Here is a 24217-nt window from a genome sequence, read left to right on the forward strand (position 1 = left end):
GCACAGACAGTTGCACCAAACCTATGTTTTGACAAGAAAGAGAATCTCAGTGGCGCACGGCACCCATGACTATATCGACGACCCGAGAAACAAGGATATTTTGATCAATGTGAGTGGGGAACTTTTCCCGCGCGAAGAGGCCAAGGTTTCCGTTTTCGATAGTGGTTATATCCTCGGTGACGGGGTGTGGGAAGGCCTGCGGCTGCACCACGGTACGCTTGTGTTTCTTGGCCAACACCTGAAGCGGCTTTATGAAGGTGCCAAGGCGATTGATATGGATATTGGCCTCACCAAAGCAGAGCTCACCAAGCGGCTGTATGACACGATTGACGCCAACAACATGCATGACGGTGTGCATATCCGTCTGATGGTCACACGCGGTATCAAAGCCACACCGTATCAGGACCCTCGGGTCACGGTTGGCCCGGCGACGGTTGTGATCATCCCTGAATATAAGGCACCGCTCAAGGACACGCTGAACCGTGGTATCCGATTGTTCACGGCCCACGTGCGGCGTGGTTTCCCCGATGTGCAGGACCCAAAACTTAACAGCCACTCAAAACTGAACTGCATCACGGCTTGTATTCAGGCCGCCAAAGCCGGTGCCGACGAGGCTTTGATGCTCGACCCTCACGGTTTTGTCGCCACCTGCAACAGCACGCACTTTTTCATTGTGCGGGACGGTGAGCTGTGGACCTCAAGCGGGAAATACTGCCTTGGCGGCATCACACGCGGCACGGTCATCACCCTCGCAAAAGAGGCGGGCATCCCGGTGCATGAGAAAGATTTCAGCCTGACAGACGTTTACGGTGCAGACGAAGCTTTTGTTACCGGGACCTTTGCCGGCCTTGTGCCTGTGGGGGAAGTGGACGGCCGCACCATTGGTGACGGGAAAGCACCACCAATGCCGGGTGACATGGTGGCAAAACTGCGCAAGCTGTATATCAAGCGCATTGAAGATGAGGCAGGCAAAGGGCGCAACGCATGAGTGATACTGTGCGTATCGCCATGTGGTCCGGGCCCAGGAATGTCTCCACGGCCCTGATGCGATCCTTTGAAAACCGGCCTGATACCATGGTGGTGGATGAGCCGTTTTATGCCTGTTTTCTTGAGGAGACAGGGATAGATCATCCCGGTCGTGATCTGATTCTCAAGGCGCAGAGTACGGATTGGCAGCAGGTGGCAGATGAGCTGAACGGCCCGGTGCCTGCTGGCTACACAGTCTTTTACCAAAAACATATGTGCCACCATATGGTGGGAAGCCTTGATTGGAGCTGGGCGCGGTCCATGCGGCACGCGTTCCTGATCCGCAACCCCCGCGCTATGCTTGCAAGCTATGTAAAAAGCCGGGCTGAGGTCACACTTGATGATATTGGCCTTGTGAAGCAGGTGGAGATTTTTGAGCGCGAGGCAGACAGGCTCGGCCATGCGCCACCGGTGATAGACGGTAGCGATATCCTTCGTGACCCTGAACGCTATCTGGGCCAGTTATGCGAAGCACTGGGCATAGGGTTTGACAAGGCAATGCTCAAGTGGCCTGCGGGGCCACGCGATACAGATGGTGTGTGGGCACCGTGGTGGTACGAAAATGTGCAGAAATCCACAGGGTTCATGGCGCGTGAGAGCGGTGACACACCTGAACTGGCCCCGGCTCTCGAGCGTATTCTGGAACAAGCCATGCCGCTTTATGAGCAGATGGCAGCTTTCAAGATTGCTTAGTCTTCCTCACGATAGAGCGGGAACCGTGCGGTGACGGTTGTGCCTTCACCGGGGCTGGATGAGATATCGAACTGACCGTTCAGCAGTTCCATAAAGCGCGTGACAAGTGGCAGGCCAAGACCTGTGCCGGAGTGCCGACGGGAGAGCTCTCCTTCGACCTGACCAAACAGCGATAGCGCTGTTTCTATCTGGGCCTCGCTCATACCTATGCCGGTGTCAGTGATGGTAATGTCGTAAAAGCGGCCCCGGCTCAAGCCCTTGACCGTGACGCTGCCGCCTGGCTCGGTGAATTTGATGGCGTTGGACAGGAGGTTAATAAGCACCTGCCGCATGATGCGCTCATCCGACAGGATTTCGGCCGGCAAACAGTCTGTAGTGACCCTCACACCGCGTTCCATCGCCGATGCAGACACCAGCTTGTGGGCGGATGCAATCACCGTGCGGGGCTCCACCTTTTCGGCATATATCTCAAAGCGGTCTGCCTCCAGTTTGGAGATATCAAGGATATCATTGATGATAGAAAGCAGGTGTTCGCCACTTTGGCGGATCAGTTGCAAATACTCTTTGTTCTTTTCACCCTCAACCTTGCCGTATAGCTCAAGCGATATCAGCTCGGTAAAACCGATGATGGAATTGAGCGGTGTGCGGATCTCATGGCTTGTGGACGCGAGGAAAGCGGATTTGGCCTTGTTGGCGCGGGCCAGTTCTTCAAGCACACGGTTGGCTTGGCGTAAAAACCGTCCGAGCGCAATAATCACGATGACCAGAAGCATGCTGGCGGGCAGCACCATGTAACGCAGCATTTCGCTGCCAGGCTCAGAAGGCCGCCAGCACAAGTGACCAATAGAGTCACCTCCCAAGGAAAGCACCGGTATGGTGTTATCGCCCTCAATGGGGGTGGTCGCGAACCGAAGCCCTTTTATTGCATTGTCTTGCCCTATCCGCTCAATGTCTTCTGCGCTTACAAGCGAGACAAAGATGATCAGAGCACGCTTCTCATCGGGGATGGGTGGTAGCGACTTTACTTCACCCGCTTGCACCATGCTGGCGCCAAAGGCAATCAGGTCCCCACCTATTTCCAGGAAGCCAGATGCGCTGCTGGGTAGATGCTCCTTTGGGATTTCCATGCTTTTTGCGAGCTCCGCAAAACCTGCATCAAGGAAAGTGTGCGGGGCGGGCAGGGCGGCAACAAAGTTGCCGTATGCCATGGTGCCGTCTCGCCGAACGATAAAAACACCCTGGATCTGGCTGATGCCGATGACGGATTCGCCAAGTGTGCTGTCGATCCAGTCGATATTTTCCTCAAAGATAATATTTTCGACAGCAGCGTCCCACCAGGCGTTATCCTCCGCGAGTACCGCAAGCCCACCATGGATGGTGCGCATTTCCTGCTGTATCACCTGCTTTTCCGCTGCGAGCGCAGCCGCGTCCTGTTGGCGCGCTGCAAAGATGGCAAGCGCAACAAGTGCCGCGATGCTAACCGCGACAGCAACAAAAACCGGTGCAACAAGTCTACGAAAACTCAACGCAATTTCCTGATAGACCCCCAAAGATCTTCATACGACATCAAAGAGCAGAAACCTTAATTTTCGGTAATGCGCCTGACGAATAATGAAATTAGCCATTTGCTGCGTGTTTTGCCAACATGTCCTTAGCACAGTTGACGGGCGCGCCGGTTGGGGTTACAGGAAAAGCGCTGTTTATGGGGCCCCGTAGCTCAGCAGGATAGAGCGACAGATTCCTAATCTGTAGGCCACTGGTTCGAATCCAGTCGGGGTCACCATCTACTTATAGAGCGATATTCCTATACGCCCTATCCAGCTGGCAGATGCGCTCTTCTTATCGAAGAACCAAACCAAGATATTCCTTTCCTGTACCTTAGCCGCTGCACCACGGGTCTATTTTTGACGCGACAAATGCATGACAGTTGATAAATTGCCTACTCTCCGACCTTAACCAACAGCTTTTATGCCCGAGGAAACTGGAACGGTTGTATGCCAAAACGAAGCGCAGAATATATGGAGCAGCGTCGGAGACACATTCTTGACGCGACGTTACAATGCTACCTCGAACGCGGTTTTGATGGAATGTCTCTGGCAGATATATGCAAGGCAGCCGAGATCAGCATGGGCGCCTTTTACAAACACTTTAAGACCAAACGCGAAGCCATGATCGCGGTTGTGGACCGCACATTGTCGGATTCCATCGTTTCTGAAGTAAACAGCTTCAAGGCTTTCCGGCAATTTATGATCGATGCGGTGGTTGAGTTTGACGGCGAGCGCCGGTGCGAGCACGCACGAATTGACTATGAGCTTATCAATATTAGCCTCAGGGATGAGGAACTTCATAAACGCACCAAGCGGGCAGTGTTGGTGAGGGAAGAGCAGCTATTGGCAATCATGAAGACCTTGCAGGAGAGCGGTGAGATTGATCCTTCATACGATGTGAACACTGGCGCAAAGACGCTGAATATGCTGATGAGCGGCCTTTGGATCACCAATGTTATTGCCCCGGACACCTCGGCAAAGTCTTATCTACCCTGTGTGCTTGCCGAGCTTGGCAAGATGACTGGATAAAACCAGACACCCAAACATTTTAAAGGTTATGCCCGGTTAAAGATTATGCCCGGGGCCTCGCGCTTCGGAGCCTCCTCGTGCGCTTGCGCTTCATTGACTCTATAAAAGAAAGCATATACTTTCTTTTATAGAGTTGTGTAACCGAGAAGCGAGAAGTTCCATGTTTAACGCGATATTAAAAACCGTTTGTGCGCTGCTGTTGCTGCTTGTGAGTGCCAAATCCGATGCTGTTTCAGAAGCGGACGATGGCCAGACTGAAGCACCAGTGAAAATTCGACATATATTTGACCATCGCACATCAATGCGTGACGGCGTGGAACTATCGTCTGACGTATGGCTACCCGCTGAAGAAGGCCAGTTTCCGGTTATTCTTCTGCGCACGCCCTACATCAAATCAATGCCCATCATCAACTTCCCCGAATGGGCGCAATATTTCGTGCGCCACGGCTATGCCTTTGTTGTTCAGGACGTACGAGGCCGGGGGGATTCGGACGGTGAGTTTGATTTCTTCTTTCAGGAGGCCCACGACGGTTTTGACACCATAGAGGGCATTGCCGGGCAGCCTTGGTCCAACGGCAAAACATGCATGATGGGGGTTTCATATTGGGGTACGGTACAATGGCTTGCTGCCAAGGAGCGCCCGCCACACCTGACCTGTCTTGCGCCAACTTCCCCGGCTGGCCAGTATCTCAATGAGCTGCCTTTGCAGGGTGGTGCGTTCATGATGGCGTGGGCTCTTAACTGGTTCAACGACACCTCAGGCAAAATTAGCCAAGGCCCGAACGCTGCACTACTAGATTGGAACAGCATCTATAACCACCGTCCCCTTCTGACCATGGATGAGGCTCTTGGCCGGCGTATGCCGCTATACCGCCAGATGCTTCTCAACGATACGATGGACGAATACTGGCAGCGCATTCAACTGACCGAACGCGATTTCCGGCAGATTGACCTGCCGGTCCTCAATATCACTGGCTGGTTCGACGGCGACCAGACAGGTACGCTCCATTATTGGCAAGGCATGCGGAAATACTCAGACGCCGCAGACCGCCAGCATCTGGTCATAGGGCCGTGGACCCATATCCAGAGTTTCATGGGGGGCAGCACCTCGGTAGGAGAGGTGTCTTTTGCGGAAAACGCCGTAAAGGATATCAAAAAACTGCATCTCGACTTTTTTGACCGCTATTTGAAGGGTTCCAGTCCCGAATTTGATCAGCCGACGGTTCAGCTTTATGTGACGGGCCTCAATGAATGGAAAAGTTTCGAGGCGTATCCCCTTAAGGAGGCCGAATCCAAAAAGCTCTATTTCTCAAGTGGCGGCGCGGCCAATTCGGTAGGTGGTGACGGCGTGCTTAGCTGGGCGAAATCCTCAACGCAAGAAAATGACAATTACGTATATGATCCCAAAAAACCTGTAGCGCTCGATCTATCCGGTGGCATGTACGGCGTTGACCGTCAGGAAACGCAAAAGCGCGACGATATATTGGTTTACACGTCACAGGTTCTTGACGAGCCACTGGATGTGGTTGGGCCGGTGCTGGTGGATTTGTATGCATCCTCTGACGCACGGGACACAGATTTCACCGCAACACTCAGTGTCGTTTACCCGGATGGCAGGGCCGCCGTACTAGGGCCAAAAGCGACAGGGATCATTCGCGCGCGCTATCGGCACGGCTATGAGGAAACCACGCTTCTGGAGCCCGGCAAGATAGAGCGCTACACCATTGAGCTCGGTCATATCGCCCACCGTTTTCTGGCTGGGGAGAAAATCCGGATAGATATATCCAGTAGCGCCGCCCCCATGTTCAATCCGAACCAGAACACAGGTAACCCCATTGCGACAGATACAGAATGGAAGATCGCCCGGCAGACCGTATATCACGGCGATACGCACCCTTCCGCTCTCATCCTGCCTGTGGTTCCAGGTTTTGAAAGCGACAATTGATCATGTTTATGGTGTCACACATGCGGCGGGCAATCCTTGCGGTATTTCTGTCCCTCCCGCTATGCCTTGGTGTCTGGGCGTCTGAGGCTGACGTACAGACTGCGGACCCTATCGGCGGGTTCGAGAAACGAACCACAAAGATCACCATGAGGGACGGTATCCAGCTCCACACGGAGATATACAGGCCAAAGCATACAGCGGCGGCACTTCCCATCCTTCTGTGGCGAAGCCCTTATAATATCTCAAGTGTTGATGCCGTGCCGGGCCGCTCGATATTTACCGGGCCGCTGAAGGAACTGGCTGAAGACGGCTATATTTTTGTGTTTCAGGATATTCGGGGGCGACATAAATCGGAGGGCGAGTTCACAATGTTGCGCCCGCTCGCCGAGGCTGGTGGTGACACGGCAGTTGATGAAAGCACGGACGCCTACGATACCATCGATTGGCTCGTCAAAAATGTTGCTGGTAACAACGGTAATGTCGGCATGCTGGGGGTTTCATACCCGGCATGGCTCTCTGTAATGGCGGCAGTTAACCCGCATCCCGCGCTAAAAGCCATATCCCCGCAAGCCTCGCCTGCCGACGTTTATATCGGCGATGACTTCTTTCACAACGGTGCGTTTCATCTCAGTTACGGTTTTGAGTATGTCACCTTCATGGAACGCGGCTCCGGCGCTGACGTTTTCGACTTCGGTACGGATGATACATATGAGTGGTATCTCAATCTCGGGTCCCTCAAAAATGTGAAGACGAACTATCTGGCCAACTATGACACCAGTTGGGACCAGTTTGCTGCTCACCCCAACTATGATGCGTTTTGGCAAAAACGCGCTGTGCTAGGGCAACTGCCAAAAATCGACGTCGCGAACCTGAACGTTGGTGGTTGGTACGATGCAGAAGATGGCTATGGCCCCTTTGCCATGTATCACGCATGGCAGAAAGCCAGCCCTGCAGGAGCAAATTATCTGGTACTTGGCCCCTGGATACATGGCGGATGGTTGGGCGAGGGTTCGGCCGTTGGTTCGTTGGCTTTTGGTAGTGACACGTCAGCTTATTTCCGTGAACAGATCCTCAGCCCATGGTTTGCACAGCACCTGAAAGGTCAACAGGTCGACGTACCCGGCACCCATGTTTTTGAAACCGGCAGCAACCAGTGGCACACAACCAAAACCTGGCCCGCGGAAAATAGCCAAACCCGCAGGCTTTATTTTCACGATAATGGTGTGCTTTCCTTTGAACCACCGGTGGAAGAGACAGGCGCGGCAGACAAGTTTATCTCTGACCCTGCCTTGCCGGTACCTTACCGCCCGCGACCCATTGAAAATATGTTTTCTGGTCCGGGTTGGTCTACATGGCAAACTCTTGATCAACGCTTTGTTGATGGCCGCGAGGATGTTCTTAGCTGGGTAACCCCGGTTCTGGACGAAGACGTTGTGATATCAGGCCAGATATTGGCGCGGCTATATGCGGCAACGACGGGCAGTGATGCGGACTGGGTTGTCAAACTCATCGACGTTTATCCGGAAGACCATGCCGGAAGGCCGGAGATGGGCGGGTATCACCTTATGGTGTCGGGAGAGATCCTGCGGGGGCGCTTCAGGAACGGGTTGGAAACACCGGAAGCAATCACGCCAGACCGCGTCGAAGAATATGATATCGACCTTCATTTTCGGCAGCATCGCTTCAAGAAGGGTCACAGAATCATGGTGCAGGTGCAAAGCAGCTGGTTCCCGCTTTTTGACCGTAACCCGCAGAAGTTCATTGAGAATATCTTTGATGCTGAAGATGAAGATTTCAGGAAAGCAGAGCACACGATCCTGCGGTCAAAAAACTTTCCTTCTTATGTTCAGGTTAACGTGTCCGAATAGGTGGCGTTTGGCGGGATGTCTTGACCCCAGGCCATCTCGCCCCGCATCTTTTGCTATACAATTGAGTGTACATGTTCATCAATTCATAGCGGCAATTGCGCCACTAATTATTTCATGATCTCGAAACCCGGTTCGTAGCGGCGCTCATCCTTGCGGTCGAGAATGAGCGATGTCTCCCCCATGGGGCGGTTCGGGAAGGTGCCGCCGCCAAAGCGCCAACCTTCATCCGAGCGCGCCATGACAATATATTCAGGCTGGGGCGGTGATGCTTTTTCATATGTGCTGCTGATGAGGAAGAGGATGACATCAACATCCTTGCGGTAACAATGGCCCATTTCCGTGCAGGGCAGCTGTGTTGCATAAAGCGGCAGTGCCTTGTCGACCTTGAAGGATAACAGCTTGCCGTCCCGCTTGCGGGCGCGGCGCATCCATTTTTTAAATCGTTTCCTGTCGTGCCAGTGCCGGATGCGAAAATCTGTCAAACGCCACTGCTGGAGGTATTCCCCTTGTTGGTAAGACGTGGCCCAGTCCATCAGCATGCCATAGGCCTCATGCACATCTGCCTCTGTTGGCAAAGGCGGCTTCTCTTCATCAGCATGTGCAGTGGGTATCAAAGTGGCAAGGGAAAACAGCAGCGCCAAAAGCATCGCGGCAAACACGCTGTGCCACAAGGTAGGAAAGCTTCGGAAGTGCGAAGGATAGACCATAGGGTATAGGCTATGGAAAAATCCTGCTCCAGTCGACCAGGAACAGGTTTTCGAACTCTCTGAGTATGGCGAAAGGTGAACCACGGCCCTTTTGGGGAGCCGTGGTTTTATTTGGGTTCTGACCTAGATCAGAATCTGCGCGGTGTTGAGGTCCACTGTCGAAAGCCCGATGATGAAGATGCTTTCACCGTCACCGAGGTCCAGCAGTACGCCGGTCGAGCCGCTTTGAGTGACCTCTGTGGCAGCCGTCAGCACATCAGAAAGGGATGCAAAGCCGTGGCTCGTGATATCGAGGCTGTCTTCATCAAGGCTGAAATCTGTGATGGTGTCATTGCCTGAGGCCTCACCGAAGATGAACATATCTGCGCCGTTTCCGCCGGTGAGAATATCGTCTCCAGGCCCTGCCCAGAGGGTGTCATTTCCAGCTCCGGCGTTAACGCTATCGTCGCCTTCGCCGTTGAAGATCAGGTCATTACCATCGCCGCCAAGGAGAGTGTCGTCGCCGATGAAGCCATAAAGCGTATCGTCACCGTCTCCGCCCTCCATCACATCATTGCCGCGACCACCACCCATACGGTCGTTGCCACCACCACCTGCCAGGCTGTCGTTTGCAACTTCGGCCTTGCCGCCCCAAAGATGGTCATTGCCGTCATTGCCCTGAAGCGTGTCAGCACCGTCACCGCCTCTTAGTGTGTCATCACCGGTGCCGCCGTCGAGGGTATCATCACCGGCATCGCCTCTCAGGGAGTCGTCATCATCGCCGCCGTCCAGCACGTCATTACCGTCACCGCCGAACATGGTGTCGTTACCGCCGCCGCCGCCAAGCGTATCGTCACCACCTGCGCCGTCCAGCGTATCGCCACTGCCGCCGCCGGTAAGGGTATCAGATGTGTCGCCACCGTTCTGATTTGTCGGCTCGTCAGTGTCGATAACAGACAAGCGGACGATGCGTATGGTGGAGAGACCGGTCGAATCAGTCGCGCGCAAACTCACGTCCACCGTCGATTCTGTCTCGAAGTCCAGGCTGACACCAGCTTTCAGCTTCAGCGTGGTGCCAACAAATTCGAACCGGGTATCGTTGACTGTGAGCGTGATGCTGTCGCCGTTCGGGTCTGTGGTTGAAACGGTGCCTACCACAGCACCTGCAACGTTTTCTTTCACTGACCGGTTGCCGAGGATAGGGCTGCTTGGCGGTGCCGCATCGGCAACGTCAGCAACGTTAAAGGTGAGCGTTGAAGGGCTCACGGCAAACGTCGTGCCGTCATTAACCGAGAAGGTGAAGCTGGACCGGGCGGTACCAAAAGCATCAGCCGCGGGTGTGTAAACCAGATTGCCAGAGGTGATGTCTCCGACTGATATCACATCGTTGACGGAGACGTCGGTGCCTGAAAGCTTAAGCGTGTCTCCGCTTGCCAGAGTAAGGCTGTCGATGCGAACGCTTGTCAGGCTGTCGCCCGTGTCTACGTCGCTAAAGCCGAAGTTGGCACTGGTGAGCGCATGCGTTGTGTCTTCGCTTACCGCAACTGAGTTTGAGGCTGCTGTTGGCGCATCGTTCACGCCAGTGATGGTGATGGAGATGTCTTGTTCCGTGCCGTCGTCTGAGGTGACGGTCAGGGTATCACCAAGGGTATCACCTGCGCCCAGGCTCTGCACACCCGCGAGTGTTTCATTGAGGTTATAGGACCACTCACCGCCCGCATTGATGGTCAGGTCACCATAGGTGCCATTGGTCGTGCCCGCCGTGAACGTACCCTCACCATTGTCCACATCAGAGACCGTGGCATTGTCACCAATCGAATAGGTGGCGTTTTCATCGACGCTGACTGAAAGTGCGCCACCAAAGGTGGCAGCATCGTTCACGCCAGTGATGGTGATGGTGATGTCTTGTTCCGTGCCGTCGTCTGAGGTGACGGTCAGCGTATCCCCCAGCGTATCGCCTGCGCCCAGGCTCTGCACACCCGCGAGTGTTTCATTGAGGTCATATGACCAGTCACCGTTGGCGGCGATGATCAGGTCACCAGAGCTGCCGTTAACGGTGGCCGCTGTGAAGGTACCTTCACCATTGTCCACGTCGTTGACGGCTGCGGTGCCACTGATTGCAGTGTCTACGTCTTCGTTCAGGCTACCCGTGAGCGTGCCGCCAAAGGTGGCAGCATCGTTCACGCCGGTGATGGTGATGGCGATGTCTTGTTCCGTACCGTCGTCTGAGGTGACGGTCAGCGTATCACCAAGGGTATCACCTGCGCCCAGGCTCTGCACACCCGCGAGTGTTTCATTGAGGTTATAGGACCACTCACCGCCCGCATTGATGGTCAGGTCACCATAGGTGCCATTGGTCGTGCCCGCCGTGAACGTACCCTCACCATTGTCCACATCAGAGACCGTGGCATTGTCACCAATCGAATAGGTGGCGTTTTCATCGACGCTGACTGAAAGTGCGCCACCAAAGGTGGCAGCATCGTTCACGCCAGTGATGGTGATGGTGATGTCTTGTTCCGTGCCGTCGTCTGAGGTGACGGTCAGCGTATCCCCCAGCGTATCGCCTGCGCCCAGGCTCTGCACACCCGCGAGTGTTTCATTGAGGTCATATGACCAGTCACCGTTGGCGGCGATGATCAGGTCACCAGAGCTGCCGTTAACGGTGGCCGCTGTGAAGGTACCTTCACCATTGTCCACGTCGTTGACGGCTGCGGTGCCACTGATTGCAGTGTCTACGTCTTCGTTCAGGCTACCCGTGAGCGTGCCGCCAAAGGTGGCAGCATCGTTCACGCCGGTGATGGTGATGGCGATGTCTTGTTCCGTACCGTCGTCTGAGGTGACGGTCAGCGTATCACCAAGGGTATCACCTGCGCCCAGGCTCTGCACACCCGCGAGTGTTTCATTGAGGTTATAGGACCACTCACCGCCCGCATTGATGGTCAGGTCACCATAGGTGCCATTGGTCGTGCCCGCCGTGAACGTACCCTCACCATTGTCCACATCAGAGACCGTGGCATTGTCACCAATCGAATAGGTGGCGTTTTCATCGACGCTGACTGAAAGTGCGCCACCAAAGGTGGCAGCATCGTTCACGCCAGTGATGGTGATGGTGATGTCTTGTTCCGTGCCGTCAACCGAGTTGATGGTGAGGGTGTCCCCAAGCGTGTCGCCCGCGGCTAGTGCCTGAACATCGGCGTTGCTTTCATCAAGGTCATAGGTCCATGCACCGCTTTCGTCGATATCGAGGTTGCCGTAGGTGCCCACAACAGACATGCCGCTGATGGTATCGTCCCCAACGTGGGCCTCGCCTGTATCGGGGTCGGTGACATCAAGGTCACCGCCAAGCGTGTCGGTGTCTTCGTTCATCGTACCGATGAGGTCGCCGTCAAATGTGGCTGTGTCGTTCACCGGGTCCACATTCACGGTGATGTCAGCACTGTCGGTTGCCGCATTGGTGTCAGAGTCTGTCACCGTGACACGGATCACGCGGTTGCCGTCGGTTGGTGCATCATCAGACGCGTTGTCATACTGGATGGCACCAATCAGTTCCTGCACACGGGCGGGCGTCGCGTTCGAGTTGAGGGTGATGACAAGATCTTCGCTTGCGCCACCGGTGGAGCCTGCCTCGATCGTGCCGATAACGACGCTGTCGACGGTAACGGTTGAGCCCGCTGTCTGACCCGCAGACAGCGTTACCGTACCGGTATCAAGCACCAGCCGGTCATCGGCCGTTTGGCCAGACTGGAAATCAATCGTGATATTGCCGCCGTCGAAGTCGGTGGAATCGCCGTCCGTAAGCGTTACATCGCTGTCTACATCAAGGTCTGTGGCATCATCACCTTCTGTGAAGGTAAAGCTGTCACCGTCCAGGTTGCCAAGAACGGGCGGGTTTGGCGTTACGTTGATCGTGAAGTCCGCCGTGGTGTCCTGATCCCCGCTGTTTGCGGTGCCGTCGGCGTCGTTCAGCGTTAACGTGAAGGTGCGGGCGTCAATGCCTGAAGGGCCGCTGAAGTATAGGTTTTGCAGCAAGGTTTCGATGCGCGCTGAGGTCGCATTGGCGTTCAAGTTAATGGTAAAATCGTTCCCGCCCTGACCGTCGTCGGTCACATCAACCGTACCGACCGAAACGCTTGATACCTGAATAGTTTCGCCTGCGCTGACAGTGCTGTCGCCGCCAGACGTAATGGTCGTTCCGTCTACCGACCAACTGCCATTTGTGGTGCCCGTGTTCTGCGCAATGGTCAGGAAACCACCATTAAAGTCGGCAGAATCGACATTCGTGACGGTCGCATCGTCGAAGAGCGATACATTTTGTGCACTTGGGCCAACAATCACGTCCGAGCTGTCACTATCGACACCGGTGATAACCGGCGCATTGTTCACGGCCGTGAGCGAGACGGTCGATGTGATAGCTAATGCTGCGGTATCGTCGCCACCATTGTCGGTGCCGCCGCTGTCGGTCATTGAGGTGATGGTCACGACACGGTTAGCCCCGGTGGTGGGGTTGTCCGACGTATTCTCGTAACTGATGCCGTCAACAAGAACCTGTGTTGCAGCCGCTGACATCGTGCCGCCGCTTAGGGTAATGGTTGCGGTGCCTTCTGATACGCTGACCGAATAGGTCAGGCTGTTTGTGGCTGTCATGCCCTCTTGGCTATCATCCAGCGTAACTGCGGTACCATCAATATTCAGTATTTCATTCTCTGTGTCGGAAACATTGGTAACCGTCAGGGTCAGGCCGGTGATAGTTTGGCCAGCCTCAACGGTCGACGCTGCAACTGTATTGAACACATCCGAAGCAGAGCCGCCTTCCGTGAAGGTCGGATTACCGCCGGTGGCCGTGAGCGTTGGCTCATCATTCACACTGGTGATGGAAACTGTGGTTGAGCCCGTGTCCGTATCTGTGCCGTCGCTGAAGGACCAGTCAAGCTGCACACTGTCGCCCGGGTCATCGCTGGTGTTTTCATACTGAATATGCTGGAGCACGTCGTTGACAAGCGACGTGGTGGCTGCCGTGGCGGCTGATGTGAACGTAATCGTGAGCGTACCGCCCGATACCGTGTAGGTGGCGAAGGTGTCCTCGTCCCCAAAAGTGTTGAGTGCACCTGCGCTTGCCGTGCCGGAGGTGACAAACGTGTTGCCACTCGTGTCGAAGCTGAAGCTGTCGTTTGCATTGGCGCCACCGTTTCGTGCGATGGTAAGCGTTGCGCCGCTGTAATAGCCGTTGCCACCATTGAGGGCGTCAAGCTCCACGTCTGCCAAAGCGACATTGCCGTCAAGCACAACCGCCGCGCCGTCCTCGGTGAAGGATGGTGTGCCGTCAAGCCCGGTAAAGACAGGCTCGTCGTTCACGGCAGTGATGTCTAGGTTGATAGTGTCTAGTATGACATCGCCTGAACCATCATCGTCGTTGGCTGTCACGGTTATGGTCGCCGCGTCGTCTCCGTTGACGTTTTCCGCACCAGTGTATTGGATCGCGTCAGTGTCATCGAGATAGCTGCTTAAGTCAGCGGCTGTGCCAACCAGCGAAATTGTTGTGCTGTTGACCAGTGTTTCCGTAACACCCGAGCCAACGCTCGCGCCGTCTGCCGGTGTGCTGAAGGTACCGCCGCTTGCCGTCAGTGTAACCGTGATGATGTCGCTGTCCGGGTCGTCAAAGGTAACGCCTGAGAGATCAACGGCGCTTTCCGTGTCTTCAAGCACTGTCACGTCATCTGGTATGCCGGTGGCCTCTGGGTCATCATTAACGGCTGCCACTGTCACCGTTGAACTGAGGGAAAGTGTTGCCGTATCGTCCCCGCCGTTTGCTGTACCACCATTGTCGCTGAGACTTGTGATCGTTACAACGCGGTCGCCTTCGGTTGGGTTCTCGCTTGTGTTCTCGTAAGACAGGCCTTCCAGAATGTTCTGGCTTGCAGCCGGTGAACCGCTTGAATCAGTGAAGGTGATGGTGGCTGTGGTATCGCTGACCGCCACGTTCACAGTGATCAACCCACCGTTTATGGTATCTGACGTGCCGTTCGTCAGGGCGAAGGCTTTGCCATCCGCGTTGATAATCTCATTCGCACCGTCAGTCACGTTGGTCACGGTGATGGTGTAGCTTGCAACACCGTCACCATCGACGGTGGAAAGCGCCACACTGCTGAACAGGTCAACCGCCGCACCATCTTCGGTGAAGGTGGGGTCTTCCCCTGTGGCCGTGAGCGTTGGCTCGTCATTCACGGCGTTGATGGTAATCGTGGCTTGCTCAGTCGCGCTTGAGAAAGCGGTGGTGTCCCCGTTTGTTGAGGTATCCGCCGTATTGCCCGCAGTGTCAGTGCTTTTATCCCATGCGCGGTAGGTGATGGTGGCGGTGCCATTATAGTCGGCGTCCGGCACAAAGCGGATCAATTGTGTGCTGCCCCCGGACAGCGTACCATCCAGCAATCGAGCTGCGCTGGAGATATCGACCGAGCTGCCTGTCGTGCCTGAAAAACTGGTCCAGTTTGAGCCGTTGTCGGTTGAATATTCCCAAATACCATTGGTGTTATCCACGTTGGTAACCGCAATGGCTTCAACCGCGCTGCCGTCCACATCGGTGATTGAACCATCGGTCACGAGGTCGGCAATGCTGGTGCCCGTGTTGTTGGCGTTGTTGGTGGCGTCATCGTCGCCATCGGCACCTGAGCCGTCGTCATCGCCTGCGTCTTCATTGATGGCTGTCAGTGTTGGTGCGCCTGAATTATCAAGCACCGGCGCGTCGTTTACAGCAGTTACGCTGACGCTGGCTGGTGAGGTGCTCGGGTCGGTGCTGTTGTCGCTGGCCCCTGCGTCGGTGATGTTGGTGATATCAAAGCTGCGGGCTGCTTCTGTGGGGGCATCGCTGTTGTTCTGGTAGGACATGCTGCCGATCAAGGTCCCGAAGGCGCTGTCATCCAAGCTCAGGCTGCTGAACGTTACGGTCGAGGTGCCGCCGCTGAAACTGACCGAATAGCTGTAGCTGTTTGACGCTGTGGTGGCAGATCCGGTAGTGGTTGAAAGATCAATCGCCGTGCCGTCAATGTTCAAAATTTCGTTCGAGCCATCTGAAACGTTGGTGACCTCCAGCGTAAAGCCGGTGAAATCCTGGCTGGTGTCTTCCGTACTTGCCGTAACGCCACTAAAAAGCGTGATGGCTGAGCCTTCTTCGGTGAAGCTGGTGTTCGCCGGGGTGAGGGAAAGGGTTGGTGTCGTGTCGGTTGGAACAGAAAAAACAATATTATCTATAGCAGCGTCAAAGCCACTATCGCTCACCGTAATCGTAAACCCTGTTATATCAGTCCAGTCCGCTGGGTTGACGACATCGGTCACGGAATTATCAAAAGAGCCAAAGGGCACATTAATAACGGAGGCACCCGACCCTCCTACGGGGGTATAGGTAAATGTTCCAGAGGCACTAGCAGAGGCGTCGCCGAAAATAAATTCAGTTACGTTAACTGCTGTATCAAAGGTAACGGTGATTTGGCTGACTGGGTCACCACCGCCGCCACCGGGGGCATGGAGCGTTTGGCCCGTTAAACCTTGAACGTTATATATGGAGCTGGCAATATTTGCCCCGGTAAACTCTACTGTAACTGTGACGCCATCAACAGTTTCCTGTGCCTGATTATCAGCGATTGAATCTGAACCGTTTGCAGTTCCAAGCGTCAAATCTGTATCAAAATCGAAAGTGGGCAACGTGTGCGGGTAGGACGCCATCGCCACACCCGTGAACGGGGCTTTTGCACCAATATCCCACGAGCCGCCACGGACCCGGGACCCAATGGGCTGCAACGAGGCATAGACGGTTGTGCCGGTCAGCGCCTGAAGCGTATCGAGGAAGGCTGTTCCCACAGCGCCCTTGGCAACCGAACACGCCCAGAGCGCGATTTTTGCCCCAGCGCCGGTGATGTGTGTGAGGGTGGCGGAAAAGGCGTTGTCGGCACGAAGGTACGCGGTGTCGATGCGTTCACCGCCTAATGTGAAGGCACCGGGTTCACCGTGGGTCAGGATATGGAGCGTGCTGTTGGGCGTCAATGTCTCAAGGCTTTGGGCTACATCTGCTAGCCTACCGGCTTCCGCCCGTATCACGTGGGTGTCAGGGGCAAGACCTTCAAGCAGAATGTCCGCATCTTTAACCGATGCGTCTATAATCAAAAGGTTTCGCCCCGTCGTCAGGGCGTGGCGTGTGTCTAGGCTCATATCGGGGATAGCATCACTTGGGAGGTTGGAAGAGTGACCGCTGTTTGTGGCGTGGGTCGCCTTGGGTTCAACCTCTTGGCGTTGCATGCCTTTATTAACAAAATTGGAATCGAATTTCATTTGAATGGCCCTTACACATTAAAACACGCATTAGGTTTATTCGGTGGTTTCAAGTCAGATATTCCACCAATTAGCGATACTCACGCAACTATATCGCTAATCTTGAGCAACATATGAAACCAGAATGACGCTTGTCATGAGTATTGTGCAGGGAAATATTAAAAACAAGTAACTATGATAAAATTATAGCGTAATTTTATCCATTTAAAGAAAATTGGAAAACAAAAGCCCATTATTAAAATCAGCGCGACGCGGCATCTAAATAATTAACAAGAAATTAACTCGTATCGCGCTGTATTAACTTTTTGTTAACATCTTATGAAGGCGGCCCTGCATAGGAGGTCAGGGGTTTCACCCTAAGATATTGAGTTATTTGATCTAAATGAAAATCCTGCGATGACTAAAGACCCCTAAATACAATTTATGTATGTAATAATGCCCAAAATTCCCTGATAAATTACAAATATAAATTGACTCGTTTGGTCTCTTAACATTGAATATTGCTACTATCAGTTGCTATACCTTATTTTAATCTCGAGGGGGGGAATACCTATGGAAGGCTATTTAGGAGTCATCGAGGCACTTGGTTTCAGTTTCGTTCCACGTTACTTCGGTTCTTGTTCAGGCGGCTTGATTGCGATCAGCCAGAACAGTGCTCTTTTCTCACTTCTGGGCACGCAGTTCGGTGGCGATGGCCGCGTTACCTTCGGCCTGCCGGATATGCGTGGCCGTATCCCGATGGGATTTGGGTCGGGTCCGGGCCTGCCACCATACATCATGGGCCAAAGGCCGGGCGCTGAAGAAGTGGTGCTCAACACCACCCACCTGCCCTCACACACCCACGCGCACACCTATTCGGGTGGCGGCGGTGGCGGCATGGTGGTTGAGGTAGAGGTGGCCTCCAACAGTGGTGGCAAGAAACCGGTACCGGATGAAGGTGACTATATCGCGGGCCCGGGGAATGCCCTTGGTACAGTCCAGAACAACCTGTTCCTCGACCCAGCCGACGTGACAAGCACTGCGGCCATTGGCGGAGTTACTGTTGCGGGCGGCGGTGGCTTTGATCCGAACGCTTTCGCTATCCTGAGCAGTGGCCAGAACTATCCGTTTCCGATTGTTCAACCCAGCAACGTGGTCAACTTCTGTATCTGTATGCAGGGCCAGTTCCCGCAGCGCAGCTAACTTCTGGGACTGAGTTTTTCCAGCCCTTACAAAAAGGAGGAAGCCATGCTGGACAAGGTAACATCAAAGAATTTCAAGGATATCGTGGGGACAAATGCGGTGCTGACCATCATGGACGGCCCCGACGTGACCCTGAAGGTCGAGGAGGTTCTTGAAATCAAGGTCGGTAAGGATGATGACCGGCCCGGGGAGTGCCGCAAGAAGCCTTTCACTGTCATCCTGAGCGGCCCCAAAGGGCACCAGGCCAGGGATGGTTGTTACGCCGTGAGCTTCGAGAAGATCGGGCTTCTTGAGGGCGTTTTTGTGGACAACAGGTCCGACAATCCTGAAACGGAGGATTTCAACACCGAACAGGCCCAGAAGGCTGCAGCCGCCAAGAAGAAGGCGCCAGCGAAAGCCAAGAAAAAAACGGCCGAAAGCGCTGGTGATGATGTCGCACACGCAGCCCAGCCGGAAGCGGTTGTGCTTTATGAAATCAACTTCGGTTAACGGGCGGCAGGAGATTTATCATGTTTGATCAATATATAGGTGTCATCAAGGCGCTTGGTTTCAACTTCGTGCCAGAAAGCTGGGGCTATTGCGGCGGTGCTTTGCTAGCCATCAATCAATTTGACGCGCTCTTCTCGCTGATTGGCTGCCGTTTTGGCGGAGATTGCCGGAGCTCGTTTGGCTTGCCGGACCTTCGGGGCCGTGCGCCCATGGGGCAAGGCGCCGGACCGGGGCTCACGCCGCGGGAGATGGGGGACACCCCCGGCCAGTATAAGGAAGTCCTCGCTTCCCAATATATGCCCTCGCACAAGCATTCCATCACCTACACCGGCGGTGGCTCTTCGGATATTCACACAAGCGCCCCTGTTACGGTGCGCGTTGCTTCCAGCAGCGGTGGCCAGAAGCCAGTGCCGGATGACGGCGATTATATCGCAGGGCCCGGCAATGCCTTAGGCACTGTCCAGAACAACCTGTTTCTGGCGCCAGCTGATGTGACGTCCAAGGTAGCCATCAGTGGCGTTTTTGTGGCCGGGAGTGGCGGCTTTGACAACAACGGGCTGAGCATCGAGCCAACGCCCGTGCCGACGTCGGCGGTCATTTTGGTACAGCCGAGCCAGGCGGTGAACTATAACATCTGCATGGAAGGCCTCTATCCTTCACGCAGTTAGGCAAGGCGAAAAAAGACACCGGGTGCCGCGTGTGCGCGGCGCCCAACCCGCGCCGTCTGTTTTGCGGAGAGGCGGGCAGGAGTAGAAAATAGTGTGGGAGACAATCATGATCGATAACGCAGCAACCGCTCTTCCGGTCGGTGACCTGACATCGCAGCTTTTTAGCGGCGGTGTGGACACCGCCTTCAGTTTTGTTGCCGGTGACCTGGCGATGCCGGTACAGCTGATGGAATGCAAGGAAAAGCCAGATTCTGCAGGGCCAGACAGCACCCGCACACCGTTTTTGCTGGTGTTCCGGGCCGATGTGGACGAGGGCCACCTGATGCAGCAGGCGGTTGAGTTCCACGGTAGCATTCAGGGGCTTGAAGACGGCTCGGTAGACGGCTTGCTTATTCACCGCATGCTCAGGCCTATGAACATGCCGGAAGGGGCTTACTATCAGGTCATTTTTAACTAACCCCGCCAACAGATATACAGAGATTACGGAGGCAAAGCATGATTGAAGGAACGGTTAACCTGCCACACGGCATCACCGCCCGTCCGGCCGGTAAGGCTGACAAGGATTTCCTGGCAAAAATGTACCGGGACAACCGCGACGACCTGCGCATGGCCAATGCTGAAAAGGACTATATTGAGACCGTGATCGAGATGCAGCTTGAAGCCCAGCAGGGTGGCTATGGCGCACAGTTCCCCAACGCGATTTATCTGGTGCTGGAGAAGAACGGTTCACGCATCGGTCGGCTCACGCTCGATGTCCAGCCGGTGGAGATGCGGCTTGTCGATCTCGACTTTATCAAGAAGGCACAGGGTAAGGGGTTTGGTTCCTCGATCCTCTTGTGGCTGATGAAAGCGGCGGCAACCACAAAGAAGCCGCTGTTGGTGCCCAACCGCCGCGATGATTTCGCCATGGGTAAATTCCTAAAAAAATATGGCTTTGTTGAGGATCAGTCCATGTCGGATGAAGTTTTTGCCCGCATGAGCTGGTTCCCGACCGCAGACGAGATGCATGGCCTCAAGGATATCGCCCCCCGGTCTGCCGTGCAGGGAACGGTCTGACCCTCAGGCCAGCGCGCCCGCCCCGTTAATAGCTCCAAGGCTTTTCATCTTTGCGAATAGCAGATATAGCTGAGCCGTTATAAAAGCAGGCCGCACCATGAGTGCGGCCCGGCGGTAGGGGAACATGGTAGGGGAACATCACGATGGGGCATTCGGCTGAAACCGAGGTAGCTGCGGGCGCGGATAAAACACCGGACAGGTCGCTTTCTGCGATTTGCAGGTTTTTGATCCCCTCCCTTTTTGGCATGGCGCTGTTTCTGATGCCTGTCAGGGTAGACGGCAATGTCACCGTTATTTTTGGCCTTTATACCAGCTGGATGCAGTCTTTCTTCGGCGAAGCCCTGCTTGCGGGTGTGGTCGCGATTACGGTGATTTCCGCGCTTCTCGGCAGCTATTACATGCTCATGAAGCCTGACTGGAAAGAAAAGCGGCCCTATCTTTATGCGGCGGCCACCTGCACATGGGCGTGGCTTTTCCTTCGCCTCGTGGGCGCAGCCATCGGCATCATGGTGCTTTTTGAAGTGGGGCCAGAGATTGTCCGGCTCAGCGACACGGGCATCGCGCTTTTCAACGAAGTGGGCGTTGTGTTTGCGATTGTGATGCTGCCCGCGTGTTATGTCATGCCGCTGCTCACAGATTTTGGCGCGATGGAGTTTTTCGGCACCTTTGTGGCACCGGCCTTTCGCCGGTTTTTCCGCCTGCCGGGCCGGTCTGCGGTGGATGCGATGGCGTCTTTTGTCTCCGCCAACAATGTGGGTGTGCTGGTAACGGCCCAGCAGTATAGCCGTAATAAATACACCGCCCGCGAAGCGGTAACGATCGCGACCAATTTCTCGGTCGTTTCCTTGCCGTTCGCGCTGGTGATCGCAGAGGTTAGCGGCATTGGTGGCGAGTTTTTCGCCTGGTATCTCACGGCGATCGTGGCCTGCGTCGTATGCGCGGTTATCACAAGCCGTCTGCCACCGCTCAGCCGCCTGCCGGATGTGCATCTGGACGGCACCGCCCCCTTTAGGCGCCCGCAAAGCGACGTGCCGATTTTTCTGCGCAGCATTGATAACGCGCTGGAAGCCGCCGCAAACGTACCACCCGTTCGCACGCAGGCCGCTACGGCCACTCGTATGGTGGTGGAGCAGCTTTTTGGTGTGCTTGGCCCGGTGATGGGGCTCGCGACCCTTACGGCCATCATCGCCTTCCATTCACCCCTCGCTGACTGGATCAGCATGCCCATCGCCTTCGGGCTTGAAATGCTGGATATCGAGCAGCCGTCCCGCGTGGCGGCAGGCATCATCTTTGGCTATCTGGACCAGTTTATCCCTGCGATCATTGCGGGCGATATCACAAGCCAGCCGGTGAAGTTCCTGCTTGCCGGGCTGTCACTTTGCCAGCTTGTGTTCATGACCGAAACGGGCCTCGTGATCCTGCGTTCCGGCCTGCCGGTTACCGTGCTTCAGCTCACGCAGGTGTTTATCCTGCGCACCATTATCGTCGTTCCGGTGCTTACCATCGGGGCTATGCTGGTTTACGGATAGGGAATAAGGGCAGAACTAGCGTGTGATCAAGGCTTCAAGGGCTGGTATGTCCACATGCCAGCCGTCTGCCCGTTGTTCAGCCTGTATGAAGCCCACACGTTTGGCTGTAGCCTCCTGAATGGAGGGGTGCAGCATATTGAAGCGCTGTTCAGTCTGGATCACCACAAGGTTGCTGGGGGCCATCGCAAGGTTATGCAGGGCCGAGGAATCGAGCCCAATGGCAAGCTCGGTATGCCTCAGCCGCATCAACAGGGCGGATAGCGATATCTTGAGCGGGTTCACCACCTCCCCCCCAAGTTTTTGCACAAGGGTGCGGAGCGCGTCTGCATTCGCAAGCTCGCGGCCCGTGCGGGATGTCATGGCCGTATGCTCTATCAGCATGATGGGGACACGAGGCGCCACTTTCCCGCGGGGCGGGGTACGGCCCCATTCGCGGCTGATGCTGCTGAGGCGCCCGAAAATACGGCAGGCAAAACCCACCGGCACCACACCGCCCTCATGCTGGGAAAGCGTTGTGGGCAAAATCAGGTGGTTAACATCAAGCACCGTGGTTTTCTCAAGCGGGAGGATCTTTTCAATGGGCACCCCGTAAGCTGCAAGGAACGGGAGCATCCACGGCGCCGGTGTGGGCAATAAAAAGGCATCAATGGCGGCCATGTCTTCCGTGGCAACAAGCAGCTCCAGCCGTGCGGCCACATCCACGATCCAGTGGCCATAGGTATGCACACCGGGGAAGGCCAGAAGCGCCGCGCGGCCCTTGATGGTGCGTCGCTCCAGCCGGTCATCATCAAGCCGGTAAGCCCCGTCTTTCAGCGCTGCCAGATACCCGTTTTTCGCCATATAGCTGAGGTGGTTTTCCTCCCAGCCAAAACCGTGCAGGCTGGAAAGCGCGATCTGCTCCCCCGCCACCGTTTGGTTTGAAAGCACCAGCCCCCAGTCGTCATGCACAAGCGCGTCGCGCATTTCCAGCACACCAAGCCTTGTCGTGCCAGACGACTGAAAGCGAAAATACCGTTCAAGCCACTTTTGGGTTACGTCATTATGGAAAAGCGCAAGGCTGTCGCGGGTGCGCACGGCCACATCCTGCGGCGCCTCAAACCCGCGCTCATAGGGGCGATACCGCGCGCCAATGCCCGCGCACAGCACGTCGAATTCCGCGCTTGGTGCCGCTTTGATGGGGCGAAAGCGCAGCTCTGTCATGGCGTCAGGCCTTTATGAGCGAAAGAAAACATGGTCTTTCATAGCGCTGCGGGCATAAGGCCCGCAACAGAAAAGGCCATGGCAGGGCTGTGGCTTACTTGTGGCCTTACTTGAACGGGGGTTCTGCGTCCCAGTCAAAGCCTGGCACCGGGCCGTTTGAGACCAGATCCTTAAACGCGGGTGCGCGTTTTTCAAGGAAGCTTTGCACACCCTCCCGCCCGTCATGCATGGAGGTATGCAGCATGGTGCGGCTCTCTGCTCTGTGCGCTTCCATCGGGTGGCTCGCCCCCATCATGCGCCAGATAAGCTGCCGGTTAAGCGCCACCGACATGGGGCTGGTGTTTGCCGTGTAGCTTGCGGCAATTTCAAGCGCGCGGCTCATCAAATTGTCTGGCTCAACTATTTCGCTTATCAATCCGCCCTTCAGCGCCTCTTCCGCTTTGAACACCCGGCCCGAAAGGGACCAATCCAGCGCCTGCGCAACCCCCACAAGGCGCGGCAAAAACCAGCTGGCACAACTTTCAAGCGTGATGCCGCGCTCAGCGAACACAAAGCCAAATTTGGCGTAAGGGGAGGCAATGCGCACATCCATCGGCAGTTGCATGGTGGTGCCCACACCAACGCTGGCACCGTTAATGGCGCCAATCACCGGTTTCTTGAGCCGGAAAAGCCTCAGCACAACACGCCCACCGGTGTCGCGGTTGCGCTCCATCTCCGGTGAGGCCGGGTCAACGCTTTCATCAAGGCCAAATACGTTACCGCTGGCGGAGAGGTCCATGCCCGCACAAAACGCACGCCCGGCACCGGTGACAATAAGTGCGCGGATGCTGTCATCCGTATCCACCACATCGCACACCGCTTCCAGCTCCCGCGCCATGGTGGGGGTGAAAGCATTCATATTATCCGGCCGGTTCAGCGTCAGGATCGCGGCACTGCCTTCCCGTGTGAGTGTGATGGTCTCATAAACTGCCATGGTGGGT

16 protein-coding genes and 1 tRNA gene are annotated in these 24217 nt (G+C 55.4%); 12 read left to right on the forward strand and 5 right to left on the reverse strand.

The genetic code is table 11. From position 1 onward, the window contains the following. Positions 1 to 49: 49 nt before the first annotated feature. Together ACOOGA_RS10860 and ACOOGA_RS10865 are read left to right on the forward strand one after the other, a co-directional pair. Positions 50 to 988, forward strand: coding sequence for an aminotransferase class IV (locus ACOOGA_RS10860; protein ID WP_417459526.1), 939 nt, complete (start codon positions 50 to 52; stop codon positions 986 to 988). Next, complete coding sequence (locus tag ACOOGA_RS10865; protein WP_417459527.1) at positions 985 to 1719, forward strand: HAD family hydrolase; 735 nt, start codon at positions 985 to 987, stop codon at positions 1717 to 1719. The genes ACOOGA_RS10860 and ACOOGA_RS10865 overlap by 4 nt, the downstream gene beginning before the upstream one ends. Here the strand turns inward: ACOOGA_RS10865 and ACOOGA_RS10870 are convergent. Further along, entirely contained in the window at positions 1716 to 3245 is a 1530-nt protein-coding gene (locus ACOOGA_RS10870) for an ATP-binding protein (protein WP_417459528.1), read from the reverse strand. The two genes, ACOOGA_RS10865 and ACOOGA_RS10870, sit on opposite strands and share 4 nt — an antisense overlap. Before the next feature lie 180 nt (positions 3246 to 3425). On the opposite strand from ACOOGA_RS10870, the gene ACOOGA_RS10875 reads away from it, so the two are divergent. From ACOOGA_RS10875 to ACOOGA_RS10890, 4 genes are all read left to right on the forward strand, one after another. After that, positions 3426 to 3502 (forward strand) — tRNA-Arg (locus ACOOGA_RS10875). A gap of 211 nt (positions 3503 to 3713) precedes the next feature. After that, a complete protein-coding gene (locus ACOOGA_RS10880) occupies positions 3714 to 4295 on the forward strand; it encodes a TetR/AcrR family transcriptional regulator (protein ID WP_417459529.1) in 582 nt (193 codons plus the stop codon). A gap of 160 nt (positions 4296 to 4455) precedes the next feature. Beyond that, complete coding sequence (locus ACOOGA_RS10885) at positions 4456 to 6240, forward strand: CocE/NonD family hydrolase (RefSeq protein ID WP_417459530.1); 1785 nt, start codon at positions 4456 to 4458, stop codon at positions 6238 to 6240. 2 nt (positions 6241 to 6242) lie between these two features. Next, positions 6243 to 8108 carry a CocE/NonD family hydrolase gene (locus ACOOGA_RS10890; protein WP_420428700.1) on the forward strand — a complete coding sequence of 622 codons (1866 nt, stop codon included), beginning with the start codon at positions 6243 to 6245 and terminating at the stop codon, positions 8106 to 8108. Between the two features lie 107 nt (positions 8109 to 8215). Here ACOOGA_RS10890 and ACOOGA_RS10895 read toward each other — a convergent pair whose 3' ends face one another. Both ACOOGA_RS10895 and ACOOGA_RS10900 read right to left on the reverse strand, forming a co-directional pair. Continuing rightward, positions 8216 to 8815, reverse strand: a complete 600-nt coding sequence (locus ACOOGA_RS10895) for a hypothetical protein (RefSeq protein ID WP_420428702.1) — start codon at positions 8813 to 8815, stop codon at positions 8216 to 8218. A 123-nt stretch (positions 8816 to 8938) separates the two neighbouring features. Next, positions 8939 to 17113 (reverse strand): VCBS domain-containing protein, encoded by an 8175-nt coding sequence (locus tag ACOOGA_RS10900; RefSeq protein ID WP_420428704.1) that lies wholly within the window; start codon positions 17111 to 17113, stop codon positions 8939 to 8941. A 552-nt stretch (positions 17114 to 17665) separates the two neighbouring features. On the opposite strand from ACOOGA_RS10900, the gene ACOOGA_RS10905 reads away from it, so the two are divergent. The 6 genes from ACOOGA_RS10905 (at position 17666) to ACOOGA_RS10930 (ending at position 22037) form a co-directional block, all read left to right on the forward strand. Continuing rightward, positions 17666 to 18295 (forward strand): phage tail protein, encoded by a 630-nt coding sequence (locus ACOOGA_RS10905; RefSeq protein WP_417459536.1) that lies wholly within the window; start codon positions 17666 to 17668, stop codon positions 18293 to 18295. Between the two features lie 45 nt (positions 18296 to 18340). Then, on the forward strand, positions 18341 to 18784 hold the full coding sequence (locus tag ACOOGA_RS10910) for a DUF6916 family protein (protein ID WP_417459537.1): 444 nt from the start codon (positions 18341 to 18343) through the stop codon (positions 18782 to 18784). Between the two features lie 20 nt (positions 18785 to 18804). Further along, positions 18805 to 19452 (forward strand): phage tail protein, encoded by a 648-nt coding sequence (locus ACOOGA_RS10915; RefSeq protein WP_417459538.1) that lies wholly within the window; start codon positions 18805 to 18807, stop codon positions 19450 to 19452. A 106-nt stretch (positions 19453 to 19558) separates the two neighbouring features. Then, a complete protein-coding gene (locus tag ACOOGA_RS10920; RefSeq protein WP_417459539.1) occupies positions 19559 to 19909 on the forward strand; it encodes a hypothetical protein in 351 nt (116 codons plus the stop codon). A gap of 38 nt (positions 19910 to 19947) precedes the next feature. Further along, positions 19948 to 20508, forward strand: a complete 561-nt coding sequence (locus tag ACOOGA_RS10925) for a GNAT family N-acetyltransferase (RefSeq protein WP_417459540.1) — start codon at positions 19948 to 19950, stop codon at positions 20506 to 20508. Positions 20509 to 20651: 143 nt separating this feature from the next. Further along, positions 20652 to 22037, forward strand: a complete 1386-nt coding sequence (locus ACOOGA_RS10930) for a YjiH family protein (RefSeq protein ID WP_417459541.1) — start codon at positions 20652 to 20654, stop codon at positions 22035 to 22037. A gap of 15 nt (positions 22038 to 22052) precedes the next feature. Here the strand turns inward: ACOOGA_RS10930 and ACOOGA_RS10935 are convergent, their stop codons facing one another. Continuing rightward, the gene (locus ACOOGA_RS10935) at positions 22053 to 23237 is read right to left on the reverse strand and encodes a glycosyltransferase family 61 protein (protein ID WP_417459542.1); all 1185 of its coding nucleotides are present in this window, start codon (positions 23235 to 23237) and stop codon (positions 22053 to 22055) included. A 106-nt stretch (positions 23238 to 23343) separates the two neighbouring features. Further along, positions 23344 to 24210: a crotonase/enoyl-CoA hydratase family protein gene (locus tag ACOOGA_RS10940; RefSeq protein WP_417459543.1), complete on the reverse strand. Its 867-nt coding sequence runs from the start codon at positions 24208 to 24210 to the stop codon at positions 23344 to 23346. Positions 24211 to 24217 lie beyond the last annotated feature (7 nt).

The sequence above is a fragment of the Kordiimonas sp. genome (assembly GCF_965216265.1).
Lineage (GTDB): Bacteria > Pseudomonadota > Alphaproteobacteria > Sphingomonadales > Kordiimonadaceae > Kordiimonas.

Excerpts from the sequence above, each read along its gene's own strand:
- ACOOGA_RS10865 (WP_417459527.1), top strand. The coding sequence starts at position 985 with ATGAGTGATACTGTGCGTATCGCCATGTGGTCCGGGCCCAGGAATGTC.
- ACOOGA_RS10880 (WP_417459529.1), top strand. The coding sequence starts at position 3,714 with ATGCCAAAACGAAGCGCAGAATATATGGAGCAGCGTCGGAGACACATT.
- ACOOGA_RS10885 (WP_417459530.1), top strand. The coding sequence starts at position 4,456 with ATGTTTAACGCGATATTAAAAACCGTTTGTGCGCTGCTGTTGCTGCTT.
- ACOOGA_RS10890 (WP_420428700.1), top strand. The coding sequence starts at position 6,243 with ATGTTTATGGTGTCACACATGCGGCGGGCAATCCTTGCGGTATTTCTG.
- ACOOGA_RS10895 (WP_420428702.1), bottom strand. The coding sequence starts at position 8,815 with ATGGTCTATCCTTCGCACTTCCGAAGCTTTCCTACCTTGTGGCACAGC.
- ACOOGA_RS10900 (WP_420428704.1), bottom strand. The coding sequence starts at position 17,113 with ATGAAATTCGATTCCAATTTTGTTAATAAAGGCATGCAACGCCAAGAG.
- ACOOGA_RS10905 (WP_417459536.1), top strand. The coding sequence starts at position 17,666 with ATGGAAGGCTATTTAGGAGTCATCGAGGCACTTGGTTTCAGTTTCGTT.
- ACOOGA_RS10910 (WP_417459537.1), top strand. The coding sequence starts at position 18,341 with ATGCTGGACAAGGTAACATCAAAGAATTTCAAGGATATCGTGGGGACA.
- ACOOGA_RS10915 (WP_417459538.1), top strand. The coding sequence starts at position 18,805 with ATGTTTGATCAATATATAGGTGTCATCAAGGCGCTTGGTTTCAACTTC.
- ACOOGA_RS10920 (WP_417459539.1), top strand. The coding sequence starts at position 19,559 with ATGATCGATAACGCAGCAACCGCTCTTCCGGTCGGTGACCTGACATCG.
- ACOOGA_RS10925 (WP_417459540.1), top strand. The coding sequence starts at position 19,948 with ATGATTGAAGGAACGGTTAACCTGCCACACGGCATCACCGCCCGTCCG.
- ACOOGA_RS10930 (WP_417459541.1), top strand. The coding sequence starts at position 20,652 with ATGGGGCATTCGGCTGAAACCGAGGTAGCTGCGGGCGCGGATAAAACA.
- ACOOGA_RS10935 (WP_417459542.1), bottom strand. The coding sequence starts at position 23,237 with ATGACAGAGCTGCGCTTTCGCCCCATCAAAGCGGCACCAAGCGCGGAA.
- ACOOGA_RS10940 (WP_417459543.1), bottom strand. The coding sequence starts at position 24,210 with ATGGCAGTTTATGAGACCATCACACTCACACGGGAAGGCAGTGCCGCG.